The sequence below is a fragment of the Mycobacterium sp. genome (assembly GCF_029961025.1).
Lineage (GTDB): Bacteria > Actinomycetota > Actinomycetes > Mycobacteriales > Mycobacteriaceae > Mycobacterium.
Genome location: NZ_JASBVP010000003.1, coordinates 221,034 through 244,726, shown reverse-complemented (window position 1 = coordinate 244,726; position 23,693 = coordinate 221,034). Strand labels below are relative to the sequence as shown.

At 68.1% G+C, this 23,693-nt stretch carries 21 protein-coding genes and 1 pseudogene; 11 read left to right on the top strand and 11 right to left on the bottom strand.

The genetic code is table 11. The features are described from left to right. Positions 1 to 28 precede the first annotated feature (28 nt). The 5 genes and pseudogenes from QJR12_RS04970 (at position 29) to QJR12_RS04950 (ending at position 3,213) form a co-directional block, all read left to right on the top strand. Positions 29 to 1,048: a Dyp-type peroxidase gene (locus QJR12_RS04970; protein ID WP_300579575.1), complete on the top strand. Its 1,020-nt coding sequence runs from the start codon at positions 29 to 31 to the stop codon at positions 1,046 to 1,048. After that, entirely contained in the window at positions 1,045 to 1,842 is a 798-nt protein-coding gene (locus QJR12_RS04965; RefSeq protein WP_300579574.1) for a family 1 encapsulin nanocompartment shell protein, read from the top strand. Before QJR12_RS04970 ends, QJR12_RS04965 begins: the two co-directional genes overlap by 4 nt. Before the next feature lie 51 nt (positions 1,843 to 1,893). Continuing rightward, a pseudogene (locus QJR12_RS04960) lies at positions 1,894 to 2,058 on the top strand (pyridine nucleotide-disulfide oxidoreductase); the annotation flags it as partial. Between the two features lie 72 nt (positions 2,059 to 2,130). Further along, positions 2,131 to 2,586 (top strand): cupin domain-containing protein, encoded by a 456-nt coding sequence (locus tag QJR12_RS04955; RefSeq protein ID WP_300579573.1) that lies wholly within the window; start codon positions 2,131 to 2,133, stop codon positions 2,584 to 2,586. A 138-nt stretch (positions 2,587 to 2,724) separates the two neighbouring features. Further along, positions 2,725 to 3,213, top strand: a complete 489-nt coding sequence (locus QJR12_RS04950; protein ID WP_300579572.1) for an RICIN domain-containing protein — start codon at positions 2,725 to 2,727, stop codon at positions 3,211 to 3,213. Here QJR12_RS04950 and purQ read toward each other — a convergent pair whose 3' ends face one another. Next, positions 3,214 to 3,888, bottom strand: coding sequence for a phosphoribosylformylglycinamidine synthase subunit PurQ (gene purQ, locus QJR12_RS04945; protein WP_300579571.1), 675 nt, complete (start codon positions 3,886 to 3,888; stop codon positions 3,214 to 3,216). Further along, positions 3,885 to 4,124 carry a phosphoribosylformylglycinamidine synthase subunit PurS gene (purS, locus tag QJR12_RS04940; protein WP_300579570.1) on the bottom strand — a complete coding sequence of 80 codons (240 nt, stop codon included), beginning with the start codon at positions 4,122 to 4,124 and terminating at the stop codon, positions 3,885 to 3,887. Before purS ends, purQ begins: the two co-directional genes overlap by 4 nt. A gap of 76 nt (positions 4,125 to 4,200) precedes the next feature. Between purS and QJR12_RS04935 the strand changes: the two genes are divergently transcribed. Beyond that, on the top strand, positions 4,201 to 4,839 hold the full coding sequence (locus tag QJR12_RS04935) for an MBL fold metallo-hydrolase (RefSeq protein WP_300579569.1): 639 nt from the start codon (positions 4,201 to 4,203) through the stop codon (positions 4,837 to 4,839). Between the two features lie 19 nt (positions 4,840 to 4,858). Here QJR12_RS04935 and QJR12_RS04930 read toward each other — a convergent pair whose 3' ends face one another. Both QJR12_RS04930 and QJR12_RS04925 read right to left on the bottom strand, forming a co-directional pair. Beyond that, positions 4,859 to 6,523, bottom strand: coding sequence for an FAD-binding dehydrogenase (locus QJR12_RS04930; RefSeq protein ID WP_300579568.1), 1,665 nt, complete (start codon positions 6,521 to 6,523; stop codon positions 4,859 to 4,861). Positions 6,524 to 6,549: 26 nt separating this feature from the next. Further along, the gene (locus QJR12_RS04925; RefSeq protein ID WP_300579567.1) at positions 6,550 to 7,254 is read right to left on the bottom strand and encodes a DUF2334 domain-containing protein; all 705 of its coding nucleotides are present in this window, start codon (positions 7,252 to 7,254) and stop codon (positions 6,550 to 6,552) included. A gap of 343 nt (positions 7,255 to 7,597) precedes the next feature. Here QJR12_RS04925 and QJR12_RS04920 point away from each other — a divergent pair, with 343 nt between their 5' ends. Further along, positions 7,598 to 9,172 (top strand): DHA2 family efflux MFS transporter permease subunit, encoded by a 1,575-nt coding sequence (locus QJR12_RS04920; RefSeq protein ID WP_300579639.1) that lies wholly within the window; start codon positions 7,598 to 7,600, stop codon positions 9,170 to 9,172. Positions 9,173 to 9,298: 126 nt separating this feature from the next. Here the strand turns inward: QJR12_RS04920 and QJR12_RS04915 are convergent, their stop codons facing one another. The 5 genes from QJR12_RS04915 to purB form a co-directional block, all read right to left on the bottom strand. Continuing rightward, positions 9,299 to 11,443, bottom strand: a complete 2,145-nt coding sequence (locus QJR12_RS04915) for a S9 family peptidase (RefSeq protein ID WP_300579566.1) — start codon at positions 11,441 to 11,443, stop codon at positions 9,299 to 9,301. Further along, a complete protein-coding gene (locus QJR12_RS04910; protein ID WP_300579638.1) occupies positions 11,440 to 12,333 on the bottom strand; it encodes a phosphoribosylaminoimidazolesuccinocarboxamide synthase in 894 nt (297 codons plus the stop codon). The genes QJR12_RS04915 and QJR12_RS04910 overlap by 4 nt, the downstream gene beginning before the upstream one ends. An 86-nt stretch (positions 12,334 to 12,419) precedes the next feature. Further along, on the bottom strand, positions 12,420 to 13,355 hold the full coding sequence (locus QJR12_RS04905) for a tellurite resistance/C4-dicarboxylate transporter family protein (protein ID WP_300579565.1): 936 nt from the start codon (positions 13,353 to 13,355) through the stop codon (positions 12,420 to 12,422). A 326-nt stretch (positions 13,356 to 13,681) separates the two neighbouring features. Beyond that, entirely contained in the window at positions 13,682 to 14,779 is a 1,098-nt protein-coding gene (locus QJR12_RS04900) for an IS110 family transposase (RefSeq protein WP_300575550.1), read from the bottom strand. 82 nt (positions 14,780 to 14,861) lie between these two features. Beyond that, entirely contained in the window at positions 14,862 to 16,280 is a 1,419-nt protein-coding gene (gene purB / locus QJR12_RS04895) for an adenylosuccinate lyase (protein WP_300579564.1), read from the bottom strand. A 40-nt stretch (positions 16,281 to 16,320) separates the two neighbouring features. On the opposite strand from purB, the gene QJR12_RS04890 reads away from it, so the two are divergent. Beyond that, positions 16,321 to 17,073, top strand: a complete 753-nt coding sequence (locus tag QJR12_RS04890; protein ID WP_300579563.1) for a DUF429 domain-containing protein — start codon at positions 16,321 to 16,323, stop codon at positions 17,071 to 17,073. A gap of 50 nt (positions 17,074 to 17,123) precedes the next feature. Here the strand turns inward: QJR12_RS04890 and QJR12_RS04885 are convergent, their stop codons facing one another. Next, positions 17,124 to 17,735 carry a TetR family transcriptional regulator gene (locus tag QJR12_RS04885; protein ID WP_300579562.1) on the bottom strand — a complete coding sequence of 204 codons (612 nt, stop codon included), beginning with the start codon at positions 17,733 to 17,735 and terminating at the stop codon, positions 17,124 to 17,126. Positions 17,736 to 17,797: 62 nt separating this feature from the next. Between QJR12_RS04885 and QJR12_RS04880 the strand changes: the two genes are divergently transcribed. Then, on the top strand, positions 17,798 to 18,694 hold the full coding sequence (locus tag QJR12_RS04880) for an alpha/beta hydrolase-fold protein (protein WP_300579561.1): 897 nt from the start codon (positions 17,798 to 17,800) through the stop codon (positions 18,692 to 18,694). A gap of 60 nt (positions 18,695 to 18,754) precedes the next feature. Here the strand turns inward: QJR12_RS04880 and oxc are convergent, their stop codons facing one another. Then, positions 18,755 to 20,476 (bottom strand): oxalyl-CoA decarboxylase, encoded by a 1,722-nt coding sequence (gene oxc / locus QJR12_RS04875; RefSeq protein WP_300579560.1) that lies wholly within the window; start codon positions 20,474 to 20,476, stop codon positions 18,755 to 18,757. Between the two features lie 61 nt (positions 20,477 to 20,537). On the opposite strand from oxc, the gene QJR12_RS04870 reads away from it, so the two are divergent. Both QJR12_RS04870 and QJR12_RS04865 read left to right on the top strand, forming a co-directional pair. Next, the gene (locus QJR12_RS04870; protein ID WP_300579559.1) at positions 20,538 to 22,070 is read left to right on the top strand and encodes a FadD7 family fatty acid--CoA ligase; all 1,533 of its coding nucleotides are present in this window, start codon (positions 20,538 to 20,540) and stop codon (positions 22,068 to 22,070) included. Beyond that, positions 22,067 to 23,650, top strand: a complete 1,584-nt coding sequence (locus tag QJR12_RS04865; RefSeq protein ID WP_300579558.1) for a gamma-glutamyltransferase family protein — start codon at positions 22,067 to 22,069, stop codon at positions 23,648 to 23,650. Before QJR12_RS04870 ends, QJR12_RS04865 begins: the two co-directional genes overlap by 4 nt. The last annotated feature ends 43 nt before the right edge of the window (positions 23,651 to 23,693 follow it).

Genomic DNA, 23,693 nt, shown 5'->3' with positions numbered 1-23,693 from the left:
CCACGGCGTTCGCGGGGACGTTAGGGTCGTGGCTGTGCCCGTCGCGCGACCGCAACCTGTCCTCGCGCCGCTGACTCCCGCCGCCATCTTCCTGGTGGCGGTGATCGACGACGGGGGCGAGGGGGCCGTTCATGATGCGCTGCCCGAACTGTCCGGGCTGGTACGCGCCATCGGTTTCCGTGACCCGACGAAACACCTGTCGGTGGTCGCCTCAATCGGCTCCGACGGCTGGGACCGGCTGTTCGCCGGGCCGCGACCCGCGGCCCTGCATCCGTTCGTGGAGCTGGAAGGCCCGCGACACAAAGCCCCCGCCACCCCGGGCGACCTATTGTTCCACATTCGGGCCGAGACCATGGACGTCTGCTTCGAGCTGGCCAAGCAGATCCGAAAGGCGATGGCCGGTGCGGTGACAGTGGTCGACGAGGTGCATGGCTTCCGGTACTTCGACAACCGCGACCTGCTGGGTTTTGTCGACGGCACCGAGAACCCCGAGGGACCGCTGGCGGTGAGCGCGACCCAGGTCGGCGACGAAGACCCGGACTTCGCCGGCTCGTGCTATGTGCACGTGCAAAAGTACATCCACGATATGGCGGCGTGGGAGTCGCTGTCGGTAACGGAGCAGGAGCGGGTGATCGGCCGCACCAAGCTCGACGACATCGAGCTCGACGACGACCTGAAGCCGGTCAACTCGCACATCGCCCTGAACGTGATCACCGACGACGACGGCGCCGAGCTGAAGATCCTGCGGCACAACATGCCGTTCGGCGAGATCGGCAAGGGCGAGTTCGGCACCTACTTTGTCGGCTACTCGCGCAGCCCCGACGTCACAGAACGGATGCTGCGCAACATGTTCCTCGGCGAGCCGCCCGGCAACACCGACCGCATCCTGGACTTCTCCACCGCGGTCACCGGTGGACTGTTCTTTTCTCCCACCGTCGACTTCCTCGACGACCCACCGCCGTTGCCCGAACCACAGACAACGGCTCCTGCAGTTGAACTCGGCGATGGCTCACTGAAGATCGGCAGTCTGAAAGGAAGCGTGCCATGAACAACCTCTACCGCGAACTGGCGCCGATCACCGAAGAAGCCTGGGCCGAAATCGAATTGGAGGCGACGAGGACGTTCAAACGCCACATCGCCGGGCGCCGGGTGGTCGACGTCAGCGGCCCGGCCGGGCCCGTGACCGCCGCGGTCAGCACCGGTCGGCTGATCGACGTGGAGTCGCCCATCGACGGCGTTGTCGCACACCTTCGGGCAAGCAAACCTCTTGTGCGGCTGCGTGTTCCATTTACGCTGTCACGGTCGGAGATCGACGACGTGGAACGCGGTTCAAAGGACTCCGACTGGGATCCGGTCAAAAAGGCCGCCCAGACGCTGGCGTTCGTCGAGGACCGGGCCATCTTCGAAGGCTACGGCGCCGCGTCGATCGAGGGCATCCGCAGCGCAAGCTCCAACCCGGCGCTGAAACTGCCCAAGGAGGTCCGCGACTTTCCCGACGTGATCTCGCAAGCGTTGTCCGGGCTGCGGCTGGCCGGTGTCGATGGCCCGTATGCGGTGCTGCTGTCGGCCGACGCGTACACCAAGGTCAGCGAGACCACCGAACACGGCTATCCGATCCGCGAACACCTCAATCGGTTGGTCGACGGCGAGATCATCTGGGCGCCCGCCATCGACGGCGCGTTCGTACTGACCACCCGCGGTGGGGACTTCGACCTGCAGCTGGGTACCGATGTGGCCATAGGTTACCTGAGCCACGACGCCGACACCGTGCAGCTCTACCTGCAGGAGACGCTGACGTTTTTGTGCTACACCGCGGAAGCCTCCGTTGCCCTGAGCGCATAACGGAAGTAGAGCGCAGTCTTACGGCTGGTCCGGTGGGAAGAATTCTCGAAAATGACGTTGCTCCAACAGGAAAGGTCGACAGCCCAGCGGCAACGCGGTGATCAACCCTATGACGTCATCGTTCTCGGGGCCGGGCCGGTCGGAGAGAATCTCGCCGACCGGGCGCGAGCTGCGGGCCTCAGCGTCGCGGTGGTCGAGCGCGAACTCGTCTGCGGCGCACCCTACGATCAGTGAAGCGTGGGTGCGGCTCCGTGAGGCACACCGGTATTCTGAGAGATAGGAGTTTCCATGGCAACCCAGGACGGATTTCATCCGGACGTCAAGGCGATGGATGCCGCGGGCAGCCGCAGCCGGGTGCGTCACGTCAAGGCGTCAGAGATCGATTCCGACACGGCGCAAAGCGAGGGCATGCGGCGGTTCGCCGTGCTCAGCGGTCGCTCTGTTGGCGCCCAGAAGCTGTGGATGGGCGAGACGCACGTCGCCCCGAACACGGTGTCGGCCAACCATCACCACGGCGACTCGGAGACGGCGATTTACGTGCGTAGCGGCCGCCCGGAGTTTGTGTTTCACGACGGCACCGGCGAGGTGCGCATCTCGGCCCGGCCCGGGGACTACGTCTTCGTCCCGCCGTATCTGCCGCACCGGGAGGAGAACCCCGACCCCACGACGCCCGCGGAGGTGGTGATCGCGCGCAGCACCCCGGAGGCCATCGTGGTCAATGTGCCCGAGCTGTATCCGCTCTGAGCCGTAATGAGTAACCGGACGCGGATGACGGTAGCGCGGGCCGGGGTTTGGCCCCGCTCAGCGGTGGGAAACCGTCGTGGTGGCAGGCTCGACGTGGCCCGCCCCGTCTGCTGGCGGAGGCGGAAGGAGAGGACTGAAATGCAGGGATCGCGGTTAGCGGGATTCGGGCGCCGAGCGCTGGTGGTGGTCGGCGCGGCGTTGGGCGTCGTGCTGCCGGACCCCGGCGTGGCAACCGCCGCCGCGCCGGTCCAGTTGAAGAGCCGATTGGCGGGCAATTGGTGTCTGGATGCCCCCGATGGGAACAACACTTCGACGATGGTCAACCCCTGTGACGGGTCGAAGTCCCAGCTCTGGGTTTTCAGTTCCCCCGGCCACATCGAAAGCGCGGCCTTCCCCGGGCAGTGTGTGAGCATCAGCGACGCGGCCGATGACACCCCCGCGATGCTCTCGCCCTGTCAGACCAATGCCGACCATCAGCGCTGGACGCTCCAGACCGACGGCCATATCACCAGCGCCCTCGGTCCCTGCCTGTGCGTTTCCAGCAACGTGGCCAACCCCGGGACCCCGGTGATCGCCTACCATTGCATCGCCGGTATACCCGACAAGGAGTGGGATATCGTCTCCTGATCACGCAGCCAGAACGGAGTCCAGCGCCGAGCAGAACAAGCCCAGCCCGTCGTCGGAGGGACCGGTGAGGACATCGATGGCGTGCTCGGGGTGGGGCATCAGCCCGACGACGCGTCCATTGGCCGAGCTGATTCCGGCAATATCGCGCAGCGAGCCGTTGGGGTTGTCGAGATACCGAAACACCACGCGGCCTTCGCCTTCCAGTTCGTCGAGCACCTTCTCGGGAGCCACATAGCGACCCTCGCCCGACTTCAGCGGCACCAGCAGATCGGTGTCCGGTTTGAGCCGCGACGTCCACGCCGTCGTCGTAGACACCACTTTCAACCGCACGTCGCGGCAGATGAAGTGCAGCCCGGCGTTTCGGGTCAGCGCCCCGGGCAGCAGGCCGGCCTCGCAGAGCACCTGAAAACCGTTGCAGATGCCCAAGACCGGCATGCCGCCGCGGGCGGCGTCGAGAACCGCGCCCATCACCGGAGCGAATCTGGCGATCGCGCCCGCCCGCAGGTAGTCGCCGTAGGAAAAACCGCCGGGAACCACCACCGCGTCGACACCCTTGAGGTCGGCGTTCGCGTGCCACAGGCTGACGGCTTGGGCTCCGACGAACCGCACCGCACGGGCGGCGTCGACGTCGTCAAGCGTCCCCGGGAAGGTGATAACGCCGATTCGCGCCGTCACCGCGTCTCCCGGCTTACCGTCCAGTCCTCGATGACGGTGTTCGCCAGTACCGACTCCGCGATTTCGGCGAGCGTGGCGTCATCGACGGTGTCGTCGACCTCTAACTCAAACCTCTTACCCTGCCGGACATTAGTGATACCCGTGTGCCCGAGCCGCCCGAGCGCGCCCACGATCGCCTGACCCTGTGGGTCGAGAATCTCGGCCTTGGGCATCACGTTGACAACCACCCGGGCCACAGCGTCCTCCTCAAAGTCTCCGCGCCAACTCTACCGGTGCCGCCGCGGCGCGGGCGTGGGGCGCACAATCGAAGACATGCAATTGACGCATTTCGGTCACTCCTGCCTGCTTGCTGAATTCGACCGCACCACCCTGCTGTTCGACCCCGGGAATTTTTCGCGTGGCTTCGAGGGCCTCGGTGGCTTGTCGGCGATCCTGATCACCCACCAGCATCCTGACCACCTTGACCGGTCCCGGCTGCCGGCGTTGCTGGCGGCCAACCCCACCGCCGCGCTGTACGCCGACCCGCAAACCGCTGCGCAGCTCGGCGAGCCGTGGCAGGCGGTCCACGTCGGCGATGTGCTCACGGTCGGGGAGCTGCGCATCCGCGCAGTCGGTGGCCGTCACGCGGTCATCCACCCGGAAATCCCGGTGATAGACAATATTTCCTATCTGGTAGGCGACGGCGAGCATCCCGCGCGGTTGATGCATCCCGGTGACGCGCTGTTCGTTCCCGACGAGCCGGTGGAGGTGCTGGCCACCCCGGCCGCGGCGCCGTGGATGAAGATTTCCGAAGCCGTCGACTATCTGCGGGCGGTAGCGCCGGCGCACGCGGTGCCCATCCACCAGGGCATCATCGCGACCGAGGCCCGCGGGATCTACTATGGTCGGCTCGCCGAGATGACCACCACCGACTTTCGGGTGCTGCCCGAAGAAAAGGCGGTCCGCTTCTAGCCGCTTCAGGTTCGCCGCTTCAGGCGATGTCGTGGGCGGCGCCGCGCCCGGCGGCCCGGCCGGAGAAAATGCAGCCCCCCAGAAACGTCCCCTCCAGCGATCGGTAACCGTGCACGCCACCGCCGCCGAACCCGGCCGCCTCGCCGGCGGCGTACAACCCGTCGAGCGGCGTGCCGTCGGCCTTGAGCACCCGCGAGTCTAAATCGGTTTCCAGCCCGCCCAACGTTTTTCGCGTCAAGATGTGCAACTTGACCGCGATCAACGGCCCCGCCTTCGGGTCGGTCAATCGGTGCGGCGCCGCCACCCGCGCCAGCCGGTCCCCGAGATAGCTGCGGGCGGCACGGATCGCGATGATCTGACTGTCTTTGCTGAACCGGTTGGCGACCTCCCAATCGCGCGCAGTCACTTCGGCTGCCACCGTCGAGTAATCCAGGGGTGCCACATCGGGCAGGTTATTCATGGCGGAAACCAACTCACGCAAGGTGTTTGCGGTAACGAAGTCAACGCCGCGGTCGAGGAAAGCCTGCACCGGACCCGGCACGCCGCGCCGAGCCCTGGACCGCAGCAGCTCACGAACGCTGCGCCCGGTCAGATCGGGGTTCTGTTCCTGCCCGGACAGGGCGAATTCCTTCTCGGCGATCTTGGCGTTCAACACAAACCAGCTGTAGTCGTAACCGGATTGGGTGATGTGCTGCAGCGTGCCGAGGGTGTCGAAACCGGGGTAGAGTGGCGCCGGCAACCGCCGGCCTTCGGCATCCAGCCACAGTGAGGACGGGCCCGGAATGATGCGGATGCCGTGGCGCGGCCAAATCGGGTCATAGTTGGTGACGCCCTCGGTGTAGTGCCACATCCGGTCGCGGTTGATCACCCGAGCGCCGGCCTTCTCGGCGATGCCGATCATCCTGCCGTCGACGTGGGCCGGCACCCCGCTCAGCAGTTGCCCCGGAACCCGGCCCATCCGCTGCGGCCAGTTCTGCCGCACCAGCTCGTGGTTACCACCGATCCCGCCGCTGGCAACGATCACCGCCGACGCACGCAATTCGAATTGCCCCACTGCCTTTCGGGACGACACCACACCCCGCGGCGCGGCCGACGGCTCCAGCACGGTTCCTCGGACCCCGGTCACCGTGCCGTTCTCGACGATAAGCTCGTCCACCTGGTGGCGATGCATGAAGCGCACTGCCGTCCGGCCCCGCAGCCGGCGGGCGAAGATCTCGACCAGCGCCGGCCCGGTGCCCCAGGTGATGTGGAAGCGGGGCACCGAATTGCCGTGCCCGCGTGCGTCGTAGCCGCCACGCTCGGCCCAGGCCACCACCGGGAAAATCTGCAGCCCGCGGGCCCGCAGCCAGCTGCGCTTCTCTCCCGCCGCGAAATCGACATAAGCATGCGCCCATTGCCGCGGCCAGTAGTCTTCGGGCCGATCGAATCCTGCCGTGCCGAGCCAGTCCTGCAGAGCCAACTCGTGCGAGTCGCGGATACCCAGCCGGCGCTGCTCGGGGCTGTCGACGAAGAACAGTCCACCGAACGACCAGAAGGCCTGGCCTCCGAGATTGGCGCGGTTCTCCTGGTCGAGGATCAACACCCGCATGCCGCGGTCCGCCAGTTCGCAGGCCGCCACCAACCCGGCCAACCCGGCTCCGACGATGATGACGTCAGCTGCCGAACCGGCACCGGAATCTCTCATGCCGCTTTAGGGTAGTAACCCGTTGCTCAGGCGGCATCGAGTATCGCGCCGTCGGGCTCCCAGCGGTAAACGGTCGCGACGCAACCGTGCATCAGGGCCAAATCCACCGCATCCAGCATCGCCTGCGATGGCCCGGACTTGCTCAGGTGACGGGCCGCGACCGCCAGCCGCACGATCCCGCCGCGGCGGGCGACGCGGTCCGCGGACAGCACCAGCATCCGACACCACCAGGGCTCCGAGAGGAAGCCTTCTCCGATGCCGAGCACCCGGGCGCGCACCGTGGTGTGGCGCACCAGATCGGTGATCCCGTGCAAACCGGCTAGAAGCCGAAAGCCGTTGCGTGGCAGTGCCTTGACGGTGCCGGGAGATACCACCCAGCCCGGCGCCGAGAACAGCCGGGTGCGCAGTCCGAGGTGCTCGAGCACCCGGTCGGCGGCCATCAGGCGCAGGTTGGCCTCGTGGGCGGGCAGCAGCGCGAACTCGCCCCGAAGCCTTTTGGTGGCCGCCTCGTCATAACCGTGCAGCACGATCGCGTCGCCGCGAGCGCGCCGCGCGGCTAGCCACTCGACGGTTCCCGGATCACGGTCGAGTGCGTACCCGCCCTTGAGCCGCGGCGCCACCAGCAACGACACCGGCACCGAACGGGCATCCATCTGAGCGCAGAACTCGTCGACATCCGCCAGGGTGTGTCGGCCTATCCCCGAGACCGAGACGATCAATTTCCCAGACACACCCGCAGTCTGGCCAGCCCAGGTGTACAAATGGTGACCAACACGCAGACAGCAGGCATCAAACCCGATCCCCGGCGGGCTAATCCATCGGCCATGGCCTTGGCGGTGGCGGCTTTCGGGGATCGGGCGTCGCGTGACCACAACCGGCTGGCGGGGCCGCCACCGGGATCGCCGCCGACGGTCCACGAGGCATCAGGCATTAGGTTTGGTCATCTATCTAACCGACGCTACCCTCGAACCCGTGACACCCCGCGGCGTCAATCACCCAGCCGGCAAACCCTCAGCACCCTCGCCCAGCGGATACTCCTGCCGCCCCGTGCCCGGTGCGGCCCCCAACGGCGCGGTGCCGGCCCAGCACGCCGCGGTGGAAGACCAGATCTCCTCGGACAAGCTCGACGCCCGCCTGCTGCGGATCGCCGGCGTGTGCGTCCTGGCCATGATGATGGCGATTCTGGACACCACCGTCGTCGCCGTGGCCCAGCGCACCTTCATCGCCGAATTCGGGTCCACCCACGCCGTCGTAGCCTGGACGATGACCGGCTACACGCTCACGGTAGCCACCGTGATCCCGCTGACGGGTTGGGCGGCCGACCGGTTCGGCACCAAACGGCTGTTCCTGGGCTCGGTCGCGGCGTTCACGGTGGGCTCGCTGCTGTGCGCGATGGCGCCCACCATCACCCTGCTCATCGCGTTCCGGGTGGTGCAGGGTCTCGGCGGCGGCATGCTGATGCCGCTGGCCCTCATAATTTTGACGCGTGCGGCAGGCCCGAAACGGCTCGGCCGCCTGATGGCGGTACTGGGCATCCCGATGCTGGTCGGTCCGATCGCCGGCCCGGTTCTGGGCGGCTGGCTGATCGACAGCTACAGCTGGCCGTGGATTTTCCGGATCAATCTGCCGGTCGGCGTGATCACGCTCATCCTCGCCGGGATCGTGTTGGGAAAGGATCGCCCGGCACCGTCGGAGACATTCGACTTCATCGGGATGCTGTTGCTGTCGCCCGGGCTGGCGACGCTTCTCTACGGGGTGTCGTCGATCCCCGCCCACGGCACGGTCGCCGACCGCCACGTGTGGCTACCGGTGATGGTCGGCCTGGCGTTGATCGGCGGATTCGTTGTCCACGCCTGCTACCGCGCAGATCACCCGCTGATTGACTTGCGGCTGTTTAAAAATCGCGAAGTCACCGCGGCCAATGCGGCGATGTTGCTCTCGGTGGTGGCACTTTTCGGCGTCGCGCTGCTGCTCCCGAGCTGCCTTCAGCAGCTGCTGCACCAGACTCCGATGCAGTCAGGGATACATCTGATGCCGGAACGGCTGGGCGCGATGCTGACCATGCCGATCGCCGGGATGGTCGTGGACCGGCGCGGCCCCGGCAAGATCGTGCCGGTGGGGATCACGCTGATCGCCGCGGGCATGGGAACCTTCGGCTACGGTGTCGCGACGCAGGCCGGATACTCGCCGATACTGCTGACCGGCCTGGTGATCATCGGACTGGGCCTGGGCTGCACCATCATGCCCCTGTCGGCGGCGGCGGTGCGCCCCCTGGCAGCGCCCCACATCGCCCGCGGCTCGACGTTGCTCAGCGTCAACCAGCATGTTGCCAGCTCGCTGGGCGCCGCGTTGATGTCGGTGATCTTGACCAGCCAATTCAATCACAGCGAAAACATAGCCGCCCTGGACAAACTTACGAGTCCGCACGGGAAGGGACCCCACGGCATGGCGCCCGGCCCGGTGACGACGCCGGGGCAAACCCTTGCCCCCGACTTCATGAGCGCGGTAGCGCACGACCTGTCACAGGCCTACGCCACGGTGTTCGTGGTCGCGGCGGCGCTGGCGGCATTGGCCTACATTCCGGCCGCGTTTCTGCCCAAGACGCCCACCCCCGCGGTCGCGGGTCAAGGGCCGATGCCGCTGCCGTGACCCGGATCAGCCTTCGAACAGCAAAGCGCGGCGGCCAGCTGCCTGCTGCTTTTGATGCTGGTGATGTTCCCCGCCAACGTCTACGCGGCCCGCATGCCCAACCCGCCGAAGTCGATGACGACGCGGCTATCCCTGCGCACGGCTATAGAGGTCGTCTTTCTGGCCGCTGCCGTAGTGGTCGCGATCGGCAACAGCTAGCAGCCAGGCGTATTGGAAGGCGGTCTCCTTCCAGCGTTCGTAGCGTCCGCTGACCCCGCCGTGCCCGGCGCTCATCCAGGTTTTCAGCAACACCGGGTTGTCGTCGGTCTTGGTGTAGCGCAACGCCGCGACCCACTTCGCGGGCTCCACGTAGTGCACCCGGGTGTCGTGCAGCGACGTCATCGCCAGAATCGGCGGATAGCGTTGGGCGGTGATGTTCTCATACGGCGAGTAGGACTTCACATAGAAATAGACATCGCGATCGCTTAGCGGGTTTCCCCATTCCTCCCACTCGGTGACCGTCAACGGCAACGACGGATCCAAGATGGTGGTCAGCGGGTCGACGAACGGCACTTGCGCCAGGATTCCGGCAAACAACTCCGGTGCCATGTTGGCCACCGCGCCCACCAGCAGCCCGCCCGCGCTGCCGCCCATCGCCACCAGGTTTCGCGGCCGGGTCAGCCCCGTGTTCACCAGATGCTCCGCCACGGCGATGAAGTCGGTGAAGCTATTCTTTTTCTCCAACAACTTGCCGTGCTCGTACCACAGCCGGCCCATCTCGCCGCCACCGCGGACATGGGCGATGGCGAACACCATGCCGCGATCCAGCAGCGAAAGCCGTGCGATGGAAAACCGCGGGTCCTCACAGATCTCGTAAGCGCCGTAGCCGTACAGCAGTGTTGGAGCGGGAAACGTGTTGTCGCTTCGGTGCACGATCGAGACCGGAATCCGGGTGCCGTCGACGGCGCGCGCCCAGTCGCGGCGCTCGACGTAGTCCTCGCGCCGGTAGCCGCCCAGCACCGGCTGCTCCCGAAGCAACGTGCGCTCACCGCTGCGAAGGTCGATGTCGTAGATCCGTGTCGGGGTCACAAACGATGCCGCGCCAATACGCAGTTTCGGTGAGTCCCACGTGGGGTTGGGTCCCAGGGCGACCGACATCAGCTCGGAGTCAAAGCCGATCTCCTCGGGGTGCTCGTAGCGCCCGTCGGGGTTGATGGGCCACACCTGCAGACGGGGCAGCGCCGCTCGCCGATAGCTGACCACCAGGTGATTGGCGAACGCGTCCACCCCGTCCAGCCGGACGTCATCACGGTGAGCAATCAAGGTGCGCTGCCTAGCCGGATCGCTCACCGGCGCCTCGGCCAAAGTGAAGTTGACCGCATTATCGTTGTGCAACAGTAAAAACCGGTCCTCGCCACCGACAACCGCGTGTTCCACCGAATACTCGACACCCTCCCGTCGCGGCAGCACCACGGCGAATCCGCCGTGCGGGTCGGAGGCATCCGCGTAACGCACCTCGGAGGTGACGGCCGACCCCGAGACGATCAGCACGTAGGCGTCGCTTCGGGTGCGGCCCACCGCGAGCCAGAACCGTTCATCTCGCTCGTGATACACCTGTTCGGCCGGCTCACCGGAACCGAGCCGATAGCGCCACACCGTCTCGGGACGCCACGCCGCGTCCAGGGTCGTGTAGTACACCGTGCGGTTGTCGGTCGCCCAGGTGACACCTGCGCCGATGCCCGCGATCTCATCGGGGTATCGCTCTCCCGTACGTAAGTCCTTGAACCGCAGGGTATATCGCTCATCGCCGACGACATCTACCGAGTAGGCCAGAATATTGCCGTCGGGGCTGACACTGGCCGCACCCAAGGTGAAAAACTCATGGCCCCGGGCCTCGTCATTCTCGTCGAGAATCACCTGTTCCCCGGGTATCTCGGTGTCCTCATCGAATACCGGGGGTTGCCAATCGTCTGGATCCGCTACCGGGCACCGGCATTGGACACCGTACTGTTTCCCCTCGAAAGTTCGTGTGTAATACCACCATCCATCACGCCGAATCGGTACCGACAAGTCGGTTTCCTTGGTGCGTGTCTTGATCTCATCGAAGATTCGCTGCCGCAACGGCTCCAAGTGAGCGGTCATCCGCTCGGCGTAGTCGTTTTCAGCTTCCAGGTAGGCGATGACGTCGGGGTCGGATTTGTCACGCAGCCATTCGTACGGGTCGAGGAAAACGTCTCCGTGGAACTCTCGTCGGCTCATTACCCGCTTGGCAACAGGAGGTTTGCCCATCATGCGCCCCGGCCAATCCAGTCGTCGAAACTCTTTCCGGAAATCCGTTCGTAGGCCTCGATGTAGCGCTCCCGGGTGGCCACGATGACATGGTCCGGAAGCGGCGGTGGCGGCTCCGAGCCGGTTCGGTCCCATCCCGACTCGGGGCTGGTGAGCCAGTTGCGGACGAACTGCTTATCGAAGCTGTCCTGGACAACGCCGGCACGATACTGCTGGGCCGACCAGTACCGTGACGAGTCGGGGGTGAAGATCTCGTCGGCCAGCACCAGGTTGCCGTGCGGGTCGAGACCGAATTCGAATTTGGTGTCGGCGATGATAATTCCTTTCGTCAATGCGTGGTCGGCGGCCCGCACATAGGTCTGTAGGGTACGGTCCCGCAATTGGTTGGCGCGCACCGCGCCGACCATCTGGATCAGCCGCGCGAACGGAATGTTCTCATCATGGTGTCCGGGCTGTGCTTTCGTCGCCGGGGTGAACAGCGGGGTGGGAAGCCTGCTGGCCTCAACCAGGCCGGGCGGCAAGCGGATCCCACAGACTGTACCGGTTCGCTGGTAGTCGGATAGCCCCGATCCGGTTAGATAGCCGCGCGCCACGCACTCCACCGGGATCATCTGAAGTCGGCGCACCACCAACGCGCGCCCGAGCACCTCGTCGGGGATCCGCGGGTCATCGGGCGGCCCGGCCAGGTGGTTGGGGACTTCGACGAGGGTGAAAAAGAACACGCTCATCGCGGTTAACACACGCCCCTTGTCCGGGATGGTGCTGTCGAGCACGTAGTCGAACGCCGAGATCCGGTCGGTCGCGACGAACAGCAGATGCTCGTCATCGATGCGGTACAGCTCACGGACCTTACCGCTGGCCAGATGTTGGTACTCGGACAACCGGGGGCGCAGGCGCACCAGGTCAGCGTATCGGGCTGCCCGGCGCTGGGGGCAGGCCCACGAGGTCGCGGTTCGCCCCCGCCCGCCACCGCCGATGCTCACCGCCCCAGCACGCGCCGCAATCGCAGCAGCCCGGCGCCGGCCACGATCAGCCACACCGCCAGCGCGTTCCAGAAGAACACCAGCGAAACCGTCTGCAGCGACCATAAATCCAGCTCGGCCGCCATAGCATGGGTCGCCGCCGAGTACATGCCCAAGGGAAACACCAACGCCCACCAGACACCGGCGAACTGCAGCGCCTCGGGCCGCCGGCCGATACGGTGCAGACCGAAATAGATCAGCGGGGGAATCCATAACGTGGCCAGGGTCCAGGTCAGCACGGTGGCCGCTCGCACCGCACCCGCCAACCACGCGGGGGCCAGTTGGTGGATGTAGTCGCCGGCCAGTGTCGAGATGGCCAAGGCGCCCATCAGAATCCAGGTATCCGGCTCGAAGCCGTCACGATCCTGCCGCTCGGCAACCGCGCGCCAGAGGATCAGCCACGTCATCAGGACGTAGACGCCGATCGCCGCCAGCCAGATCGGCACAGCAGCCGCCAACCACCAACGGTGTCCGGTGTGATGGCCGAGCCGAACCGCCACAATCACCAGACCAGACGTGCCCACGCTGGGCAGCTCCCACGCGCCGTGGGCGTGGTCACGCAGCCGCGGCAGCCGGCGGGCCGCCATGTTACGCACGGTAAGCCCGGTCAGCACCAGCCACGACGACAGCGCCACCACCGCGAGGGCACCGGCCACCAGTACATGGGCCGCAAGCCTGGCGGCCAGCACCGCGCACGCGGCGACGAAGGTGAACAGCCGCAGCGTGACGTCGGGATCCGTCAAATCCCAGATGGCGATCCGACGCGTGACGGCGCTGGCCACCACCGCAGCGACCAGGAGCACCAGGCCCCCGACGGCCAGCGCGTCCAGCGCGTCGCTGATCAGCGGGTAGTGGTGATCGCGGGCGGCGATCGACAAGATGCCGGTGGCCATTACCGCGGCGACACGCTTTGATATGTAATTCGTTTTGTCAACCAGGCAGGGGGAAGCAGGCGCCGCGGCCGTCGCCGGGCGCCTGCTTCCGGTTGACCGAATCGTCCCGGTTGGCGAGCGTGTCGAGGTTGTCGACGCGGGTGTCAAGTCTGATATTCGCGGGTTGGTTACCGCAGGACGGACTGTTCTGCTGGAGTGGATCGCGGATCTAGAGGTCGAGCGTCATCATGTTGTCAGGCAACAGGATTGCTCATAAAGCGTTCGCGGGTCACTCCCAGGCGCTGCCGCCACCAGGCTCGATTCGGGCAGTTGTGGAGGGCGCGGGTTTAGCTGTCGAGGACCGCCAGTGACCAGCACCAGCCCGCCAGTTCGCGGGCGATCGCGGTGTTGGCGACCACCGGGCGCTTGTTACGGGCATCGAAGCGACACCAGCGCTCGTGCAGGCGCCGGTTGGCCTGTTGGCCGCGCGCCCGTGCTGCCGGGCTGGCCGCGTCCCAGCGGCGCCGCATCACCATTCCGGGTCGGTAGGGCTGGCGGTGATGCCAGGCCGCCTCGATGAGCAGTCGGCGGGCGTGGCCGTTGCCGGTCTTGGTGATCGCCCCCTGCGAGCGGGAAGCCCCCGAGCTGTACTCGCATGGCACCAGACCCAGGTAGGCGCCGATCGAGCGGCCGGTCAACCGGTGCCAGTCGCCGATCTCGACGGCCAGCCCAAACGCCGTCAGCGTCGAGACCCCGCGCAGACAACCCAGCCGGGTCACCACCGGGGTGTAGGCGCTGTCGGCGGCCAACTTGGCGATCGCCTCGTCGAGGCGGTTACGGCGATCCACGGTGGCCAGCATCGTGTCCAGTGCCGTGTCGTAGGTGAGCTGCAACGCCGGTGCGTCAAACCGCTGCCGCTGCAGCCACAGTTCGTGCTTGCCGGTCCAAGTTCCTCCACCGGAATAGATAACCCCCTGCCGCAACAGCAGTTTCGACAATCGATGCCGGGCACTCATCAGATCCCCGCGGCAGTCCTCTCGTGCCCGCACCAGATCTCGGGCCGCCTCCTGCTCGGCGCTGGGAACCGTGACCTCCACAATCTGACCCAAATGCAGCAACCGGGCCAGATGCGCCGCATCACGGGCATCGGTCTTGACCCGATCCCCGGTCGGGCGTTGCAGCTTCGACGGAGCGGCCACCAGACACATCACCCCAGCCGCCACCAGAAAGCGCGCCAGACCGAACCCCGTCGGGCCAGCCTCATAGGCCACCGCGACCCGGCCCGGCAACGATCGCAACCACTCCAAAATCTCCTGATAATCCGGGGTCAACCGACGTTCGAATACCTCACCGGTATCTCCGTCCAACGCGCACCCAACCACCGACCGCGCATGCACATCCAAACCAACACTCGTACGCTGAACCTTCACTGGGGCCTCCCACATCTTGTGGCTCTACCGGCCAGGACCCGTTTCCTGTCGGCAACCCACGTTCACATGTGAGCGAGACCCCAGCCCCCCATACCGTCTAGAGGATCGCACCCGGTGTGTACTTCGCGGCCTCCGGGTAGCGGCCCACCAACTCGTCCACCGCCGCCACCACGTGATCGACCTGATCGCCGGCGGCACCGGTGAACGACCGGGTGTCGGCCAGCGCGGCGTCCAGCGCCGACCGGTCCAACGGCAACCTCGGGTCGGCGGCCAGCCGGCCCACCAGGTCGGGTTCGTCGGTGCCCTCGCGCATCGCCAGCGCGGCCGCCACCGCGTGTTCTTGGATCACCTGATGGGCCGCTTCCCGCCCCATCCCGGCGCGCACCGCGGCGATCAGCACCTTGGTGGTGCCCAGAAACGGGAGATAGCGGTTTAGTTCCCGCTCGATCACCGCGGGGTAGGCGCCGAACTCCTCGAGCACGGTCAAAAACGTCTCGATCTGCCCGTCGACGGCGAAAAAGCTGTCCGGCAGCGCCGTCCGGCGCACCACCGAGCAGGACACGTCGCCTTCGTTCCACTGCGCCCCGGCCAGCTCGGCCACCATCGTGGCATACCCGCGCAGCACCACCTGCAGGCCGTTGACCCGCTCGCAACTGCGGGTGTTCATCTTGTGCGGCATCGCCGAGGACCCGACCTGTCCCGGCGCGAAGCCCTCGGTGACCAGCTCGTGGCCGGCCATCAGGCGGATGGTGTGCGCCAGCGACGACGGCCCGGCGCCCAGCTGCACCAGCGCCGAGACCACCTCGTAATCCAGCGAGCGCGGGTACACCTGCCCGACACTGTTTAATACCGTTGGGAATCCGAGAAAGTCGGCAACACGCCGCTCCAGGGTCGCCAACTTCGCCGGGTCACCGCCGAGCAGGTCGAGCATGTCCTGCGCGGTGCCCATCGGGCCCTTGATGCCGCGCAGCGGGTAGCCGTCGATCAGCTCCCGCAGCCGCCGCAACGCGATCAGCGTCTCCTGCGCGGCGGAGGCGAACCGCTTGCCCAACGTGGTGGCCTGCGCGGCGACGTTGTGGCTGCGCCCGACCATCACCAGGTCGCGGTAGGCGACCGCCCGCTCGGCCAGCCGGGCCGCCACCGCCACGCCGTGGGAGAACACCAGCTCCAACGATTGGCGGATCTGCAGTTGCTCGACGTTCTCGGTCACATCCCGGCTGGTCATCCCCCGGTGAATGTGCTGGTGACCGGCCAGCGCGTTGAACTCCTCGATGCGCGCCTTGACGTCGTGGCGCAGCACCCGCTCCCGCGCCGCGATGGCAGCCAAATCGACATCCTCGAGCACCCGTTCGTAGTCGGCGATCACGCCCGGGGGAACTTCGACACCGAGTTCCGCCTGCGCCCGCAGCACCGCCAGCCACAGCCGCCGCTCCGCGACGACTCTGGCCTCCGGCGACCAAATCGCCGTCATCTCGGCGCTGGCGTATCGGTCGGCCAGCACGTTCGGAATGCTCACAACGAGCTAGCTTACGGTCGGGGTGCGCCACGCTGGGGTCATGTATTACCTCGGGATCGACCTTGCTTGGGGAGAGATCAATCAGAGCGGGGTGGCGGTAGTCGACGGGAACGGCCGGCTGCTGCACGCCGGTGCGGCGCGAGACGACGCGAGCATCGCACAAGCGCTGTCCGGCTACCTGCGTGGGGGATGCCTGGCCGCGTTCGACGCGCCGCTGGTGGTGACGAACGCGACCGGGCACCGACCCTGCGAGAAGGCGCTCAACCGGGATTTCAGCCGGTTCCAGGCGGGTGCCCGACCGGCCTACACCGGCCGGCCCGAGTTTGCCGGGGTTCCGCGCGGGGCCAGGCTGGCCGACGCACTCGGCCTGGATATGGATCCCCGCTCCGAGGCGATGCGGCGCGCCATCGAGGTGTACCCGCATCCGGCGAGCGTGGTGCTTTTCGGCCTGGATCGCACGCTGAAGTACAAGCACGGCGCGTTTGACACCCGCCGCAGCGAACTGCTGCGCTTGATGGGGCTGATCGAGCGACTTGATGCGGCGACTCCGCCCCTGCGGGTGAACCGCAACACCGCCTGGGTCGAGTTGCGCACCAGGGTCACCACGGCCACCCGCCCGGCGCAGCTGGACGTGGCCGAAGACCCCGTCGACGCCGTGCTGTGCGCCTACATCGCGCTGTACCGGCAGCACCGCCCGCAAGACGTCACCATCTACGGCGATCTCGCCACGGGCTACATCATCACCCCATCGCTTCCCCGGGCGCTCCGCCGCGGCGCGCCGGACCGGGGATGACCCCGGGCGCCGGCCGGCATCACCGGTGGCAGCCCCGGGGGATCGACGACTCACAGCCCCCCGACCGGGGGAGCCAGCCTATCGATGACGTCCAGCAGCGTCGCCCGCGCGGCGGCCCGCGGATCCCGCCGCTCGTCAACCAGCGCGGAGACCACCGCACCGTCAGCCGCGCAGATCAGGGCCGAGACCAGGCCGATGTGCGCAGAACGCCCCGATCGTTCCAAAGCCTCGGCGACAGCCTCGGCACGCTGACGCAGGTTGCGCTGCTGGATACCGCGTAACGCGGGCAGCCGCACGCAGGCGATGTAGCGCTCGTACCGGCTGATCAGCTGCTCGGTGAGCTGGGATGCCGACCCGTCGCCGACGAGCAGGTCGACCAGCACGTCGACGGTCCTCTCGGCGCTGCGGCGGCGCCGCGACAGGGCCGCGACCCGGGCCCGCAGCTGCGCGACCTCCAACATTCCGATGTGCTCGACCGCCCTGGTGACGAGGTCGTCGAGAGACGAGAAATAGTACGTGGTCGACGCCAACGGCAAACCGGCCTTGCGGGCGACCGCCCGGTGCCGCACCGCCTCGAACCCGCCCTCGCGCAGCAGCTCGGCGGCGGCACTCACCAGCGCGTACCGTCGGCGTTCCCCCTTGGGGGTCACCGCTGCCGTCACGCCTCATCATGCTGCCAGCCCGCCCGGTGGCGCATCGCGCTTTCGGTCAAACGCCCTCTGGCATGATGACCCGCATGCCCGAGTTGACCCGCCGCGCGGTGCTGCGGCTCGGTGTCGGCATGGCCGCGGGCGCGCTGGGCGCCCAGACGCTCGGCCCGGTGCTGGATTCCCGGCCCGCGCCGGCCGCGCCGGTGGTGATGGCGGCCACCCACGTTCCGCTGGCACCGGCCGCACCGCCGGCCCCGACGGCGCCGACGATGGCGACCGGCTCGTTCGTGTCGGCGGCCCGCGGCGGAGTGGTGACGAACTGGGCGATCGCCCGCCCACCGGGTCAGACTAACGCCCTGCGACCGGTGATCACCCTGCACGGCAAGGGCTCGGACGCGGCCTCGGTGATGGCCGGCGGCGTCGAGCACGGTCTGGCGCAGGCCGTCGCCGCGGGCCTGCCGCCGTTCGCGGTGGTCGCCGTCGACGGTGGCGGAAGTTATTGGCACAAAAGGGCTTCCGGTGAGGATTCCGGAGCCATGGTGCTGCAGGAGCTCATCCCGCTGCTGGGCACGCAGGGCCTGGACACCTCCCGGGTGGCGTTTCTGGGCTGGTCGATGGGCGGCTACGGCGCGTTGCTGCTCGGCAGTCGGCTGGGGCCGGACCGGACCGCGGCGATCTGCGCGGTCAGCCCGGCGCTGTGGCTCTCCCCCGGCGCAGCCGCGCCCGGGGCGTTCGACGGCCCCGACGACTGGGCGGCGAACTCGGTGTTCGGGCTGCCCGCGCTGGCGTCGATCCCGATCCGGGTGGACTGCGGCATCGGCGACCCCTTCTACGCCGCGACCCGCCAGTTCGTCGCCCAGCTGCCGCACCCGCCGGCGGGCGGTTTTTCACCCGGCGGGCACGACGCAGCGTTTTGGAGCGCACAACTGCCCGCCGAGCTGACCTGGCTGGCACCCCTGCTGACCGCCTGAGACCGCCCGGCGCTTGCCCGGAACCCACTCCGACCCGTGGATTGGGCCGGGGTCGGGCCCTCAGCCACCGGGCGTGACGGTGCTCCTCGGGTTCAGGCCGGCCAAATGCCCGCTTTCCTCGCCGGCGGCAGGGTCTAGTTCGCAGTCGATGATCGCCGGGGTGCCGCCGGCCAGCGCCTCACTCAGCGCGGAGCGCAGCTCCGCCGGGGTGGTAACGTGATAACCCTTGCCGCCGAACGCTTCTGCGATTAGCTCATGGCGTGCGTGGGCGTTGAGGACGGTGGGCGCCGGATCGGTCCCCGAGACGGCGGCCTCGTCGCCGCGGTAGATGCCGCCGTTGTTGAGGATGACGGCGGTGATCGGCAGCCGGTAGCGGCAGACGGTCTCGAATTCCATGGCGCTAAAACCGAATGCGCTATCCCCCACGATCGCAACCACCGGCGCGCCGGTTTCGACGGCGGCGGCGATCGCATAGCCCATGCCGACACCCATGACGCCCCAGGTCCCGCTGTCGAGCCGGTGCCGCGCCACCTGCATGTCGAGGACGTTGCGGGCGATATCGAGAGCGTTGGCGCCCTCGTTGACCAGGTAGACCTGCGGGTGGCGGTCCAGCACGTCGCGAACCGCGCGCAGCGCGCCATAAAAGCGCATCGGATGGGCATCGTCGGCCAGCCGCTCACGCAGCGCCGCGTCGTTGCGGGCCCGCCGCTCGGCGAGCTCGCGAGTCCAGGCCGCCGGCACCACGATCCGATGTTCCCGCAGGCCGTCGAGCAACGCCGCCATCACCGAGCCGACATCGCCGGCCAGCGGCACCGCGATCGGTTGATTGCTGTCGAACTCGGACGCCTCGATGTCGACCTGGATGAACTTCGCATCGGCGGACCATCGCGGCGGCTCGCCGTGGCCCAGCAGCCAATTCAGCCGGGCACCGACCAGCATGACCACATCCGCACGGGCCAGCGCCAGCGAGCGCGCGGCCGCGACCGACTGCGGATGCGAGTCCGGCAGCAGCCCCTTGGCCATCGACATCGGCAGATAGGGCATCCCGGCGGTCTCTATGAACTGTCGAATCACGTTGTCGGCCTGCGCATATGCCGCACCCTTGCCGAGCACCAGCAGCGGGCGTTGGGCCTGCGCCAGCAGCCTCAGGGCACTCTCGACCGCTTCGGGCGCCGGCAGCTGCCGCGGAGCGGCATCGACCACCCGCCACAGCGTCCCGGCGGCGGTGGCGGCGTCGATAGCCTCGGCAAGCACCGCGCCGGGGACGTCGAGGTAGACGCCGCCCGGTCGCCCGGATACCGCGGTGCGGACCGCGCGCGCGACACCGCGCCCGACGTCCGCGGCCCGGGTGATCCGGTACGCCGCCTTCGCGAACGGCCGGGCCGCGCCCAGCTGGTCGAGTTCCTGGTAGTCGCCGCGTTGCAGGTCGACCAGCGCCCGCTCGCCCGATCCCGAGATCTGGATCATCGGGAAGCAGTTCGTGGTGGCGTTCGCCAGCGCCACCAGCCCGTTGAGGAAACCCGGCGCGGACACCGTCAGGCACACGCCGGGCCGGCGGGTCAAAAACCCGGCGGCCGCTGCGGCATTGCCGGCGGAGGTCTCGTGCCGGAAACCGATGAAGCGCATTCCCGATGCCTGCGCCAGCCGGGCGAGGTTGGTGATCGGGATGCCGACCAGCCCGTAGATGGTGCCGACCCCGTTGAGCTTGAGGGCGTCGACCAGCAGGTGGAAACCGTCGGTCAGCTCCGGGGGCGCCACCGGGGGCGCCGATTGGGTGCTCATGCTCTTTAGTCTCATACCTCGTCTACCGGCGTGCCCGGCCGGTCTGGCTAGCCTGTGAGCGATGACATCCACCGCCGGGGATGCGAGCCCCCCCATCGCCGATCTGGTCGCCGCGGCGGCACGCCGGCACCCGCAGGCGCCTGCGCTCGTGGTCACCGCCGAGCGCGTCCCGATCAGCTACCGCGACCTGCTCCGGCTGGTTGACGGCTTGGCCGCCCGGTTCACCCGCGGCGGCTTGCTGCCGGGCGATCGGGTGGGGTTGCGGACGCGCAGCAGCACCGAGTTCGTCGTCGGATTACTCGCGGCGTCCCGCGCGGGGTTGGTCGTAGTCCCGGTGGATCCGGCGCTGCCCGCGGCCGATCAGGACGCCAGGATCGCGGCGGCGGGAGCACGGGTGATCCTGATCGAGGCCGACAAGGCCGGCGAAACCGCACGGCCGTCCGTCCCGTGCTGGCCGATCTCGGTGACCGCCGACCCGCACACCAGCAGCGTCCGACTGGACACCACGACCGCCCCCTACCCGTCGGCCGCCACACCCGCAGGACTGGCCCCCGACGACGCCCTGATCATGTTCACCGGCGGGACCACCGGGTCGCCGAAGATGGTGCCCTGGACCCACGGCAACATTGCCCGCGCGGTGGGCAGTGTCATCGCCACCTATCAACTCGGCCCGCAGGACGCCACCGTCGCGGTGATGCCGCTGTTTCACGGCCACGGCCTGATCGCCGCGCTGCTGTCGACCCTGGCATCGGCCGGTACGGTGCTGCTGCCCGCCCGCGGCCGGTTTTCCGCGGACACCTTCGCCGATGACGTCCGGGCCGCACACGCAACCTGGTTCACCGCGGTGCCGACGATCCACCAAATCCTGCTGCGCACCGCGGCGGTGCCCCGGCCCACCCGGCTGCGGTTTATCCGCAGCTGCAGCGCGGCACTGAATCCGCAGACCGCACGGGCGTTGCGCGCCGAGTTCGGGGCACCGGTGCTCAGCGCCTACGGCATGACCGAGGCCACCCACCAGGTGTCGAGCACGACGGACACCCGGCAGGTCCCGCCGGCGGGCCTGGTGGGCCGCTCGACCGGGCCAGAGATCCGGATCGTCGGGGCCGACGGCCGGACGTGCCCGCCCGACGTGGTCGGCGAGGTCTGGCTGCGTGGCCGCACGGTGGTGCGTGGCTACCTCGGTGACGCCGCGGCAACGGCGCGGACGTTCACCGACGGATGGCTGCACACCGGGGACCTGGGTTCGCTGTCGGCCGGCGGCGAGCTGACGCTGCACGGGCGCCTCAAGGAGCTCATCAACCGGGGCGGGGAGAAAATATCGCCGGAGCGTGTCGAGGCCGTGCTGGCCGGGCACCCCGACGTCGCCGAGGCGGCGGTCTTCGGCGTCCCGGACCCGATCTACGGGGAAACCGTCGCGGCACTGGTCGTGCCCGCGCCGTCGGCCTCGCCGAACCCCACGGTGCTGGCCGAGTTCTGCCGGGAGCGGTTGGCCGCCTACGAGGTTCCCGCCACCATCGAGCTGACGAGCGCGCTGCCGCACACCGCGAAGGGTTCCGTCGACCGGCGCGCGGTCGCCGAAAGATTCCGGCGGTGAGCGCGCCCTTCGCCTGGGACTTCCGCTACGCCTGGCCGCGAAAGCCGGTGCTGGCCGGCAACGCGGTGTGCACCTCGCAGCCGCTCGCCGCCCAGGCGGGCCTGGCGATGCTGGCCGACGGCGGCAACGCGGTCGACGCGGCCGTCGCCACGGCGATCACCCTCACGGTGGTGGAACCGGTGTCCAACGGCATCGGGTCGGATGCCTTCGCCATCGTCTGGGACGGCATGCGGCTGCACGGGCTGAACGCCTCGGGCCGCTCACCGGCGGCGTGGACCCCGCAGTACTTCGGCGGTGAGCCGGTTCCGCTGCTGGGCTGGAACTCGGTCACCGTGCCCGGTGCGGTGTCGGGCTGGGCCGAGCTGCACGCCAGGTTCGGAAAACTGCCGTTCCCACGGCTTTTCGAGCCTGCAATCGCCTACGCCCGCAAGGGCTTTCTGGTTTCACCCACGGTCGCGGCGCAGTGGGCGGCCCAGGCGCCGCTGGTTAGCCGCCAGCCGGGGTTCGCCGCGACGTTCCTGCCCGACGGCCGGGCGCCGAAACCCGGCCAGCGGGTCACCCTCGCCGACCACGCGGCCACGCTGGAAAAGATCGCCGCGACCCACGGCGAGGCGTTCTACCGCGGAGAGCTCGCCGCCACGCTGGAGGCGCATGCGCGCGCCCACGGTGGCGCGATGCGGGCCAGCGACCTGGCCGCCCATCACGCCGACTGGGTGGGCACCATCAGCGCCGACTACCGCGGGTACACCATCCACGAGATCCCCCCCAACGGCCAGGGGATCGTCGCCCTGATCGCCCTGGGCATCCTCGAGCACTTCGACATGGGTTCGCTGGCGGTGGATTCCGCCGACAGCGTGCACCTGCAGATCGAGGCGGTGAAGCTGGCGTTCGCCGCCGCGCAGCCCCACGTCGCCGACATCGGCCACATGCCGCTGCGCCCGGAACGCCTCCTCGACCCGGAGTACCTGAAAAGCAAGGCGGCGCTGATCGACCCGAAGCGAGCCGGTCCGGCACCGGCCCGGGCCCCGGGCGGTGGCACCGTGTATCTCGCCGCCGCCGATTCCTCGGGGGTGATGGTGTCGATGATCCAGTCGAACTACCTGGGATTCGGCTCGGGTGTGGTGGTACCGGGGACCGGGATCGCGCTGCACAACCGGGGCGCGAATTTCGTTGCCACACCGGGACACCCGAACCAGATCGGGCCCAACAAGCGTCCGTACCACACGATCATGCCGGGTTTTGTCAGCAAGGACGGCGCGCCGGTGATGAGTTTCGGGGTGATGGGTGCGACCATGCAGCCGCAGGGCCATCTGCAGGTGGTGGTGCGCATCGTCGACCATGGTCAAAACCCCCAAACCGCCTGCGACGGTCCGCGATTCCGGTGGTTCCAGGGCAGGCAGGTCGGCTGCGAACGCGGGTTCGCCCAGTCAACGCTGGAGGAGCTGCGCCGGCGCGGGCACGAGCTGATCACCGTGGATGACCACCACCAGTTCGGCAGCTGCCAGGCGATCTGGCGGCTCGATGACGGTTATCTCGCCGTGAGCGACCCCCGCCGCGACGGGCAGGCCGCAGCGTTCTGATTACCCGGTTAGGTTATCCCGGTTAGGTTGTCCCGGTTAGGCC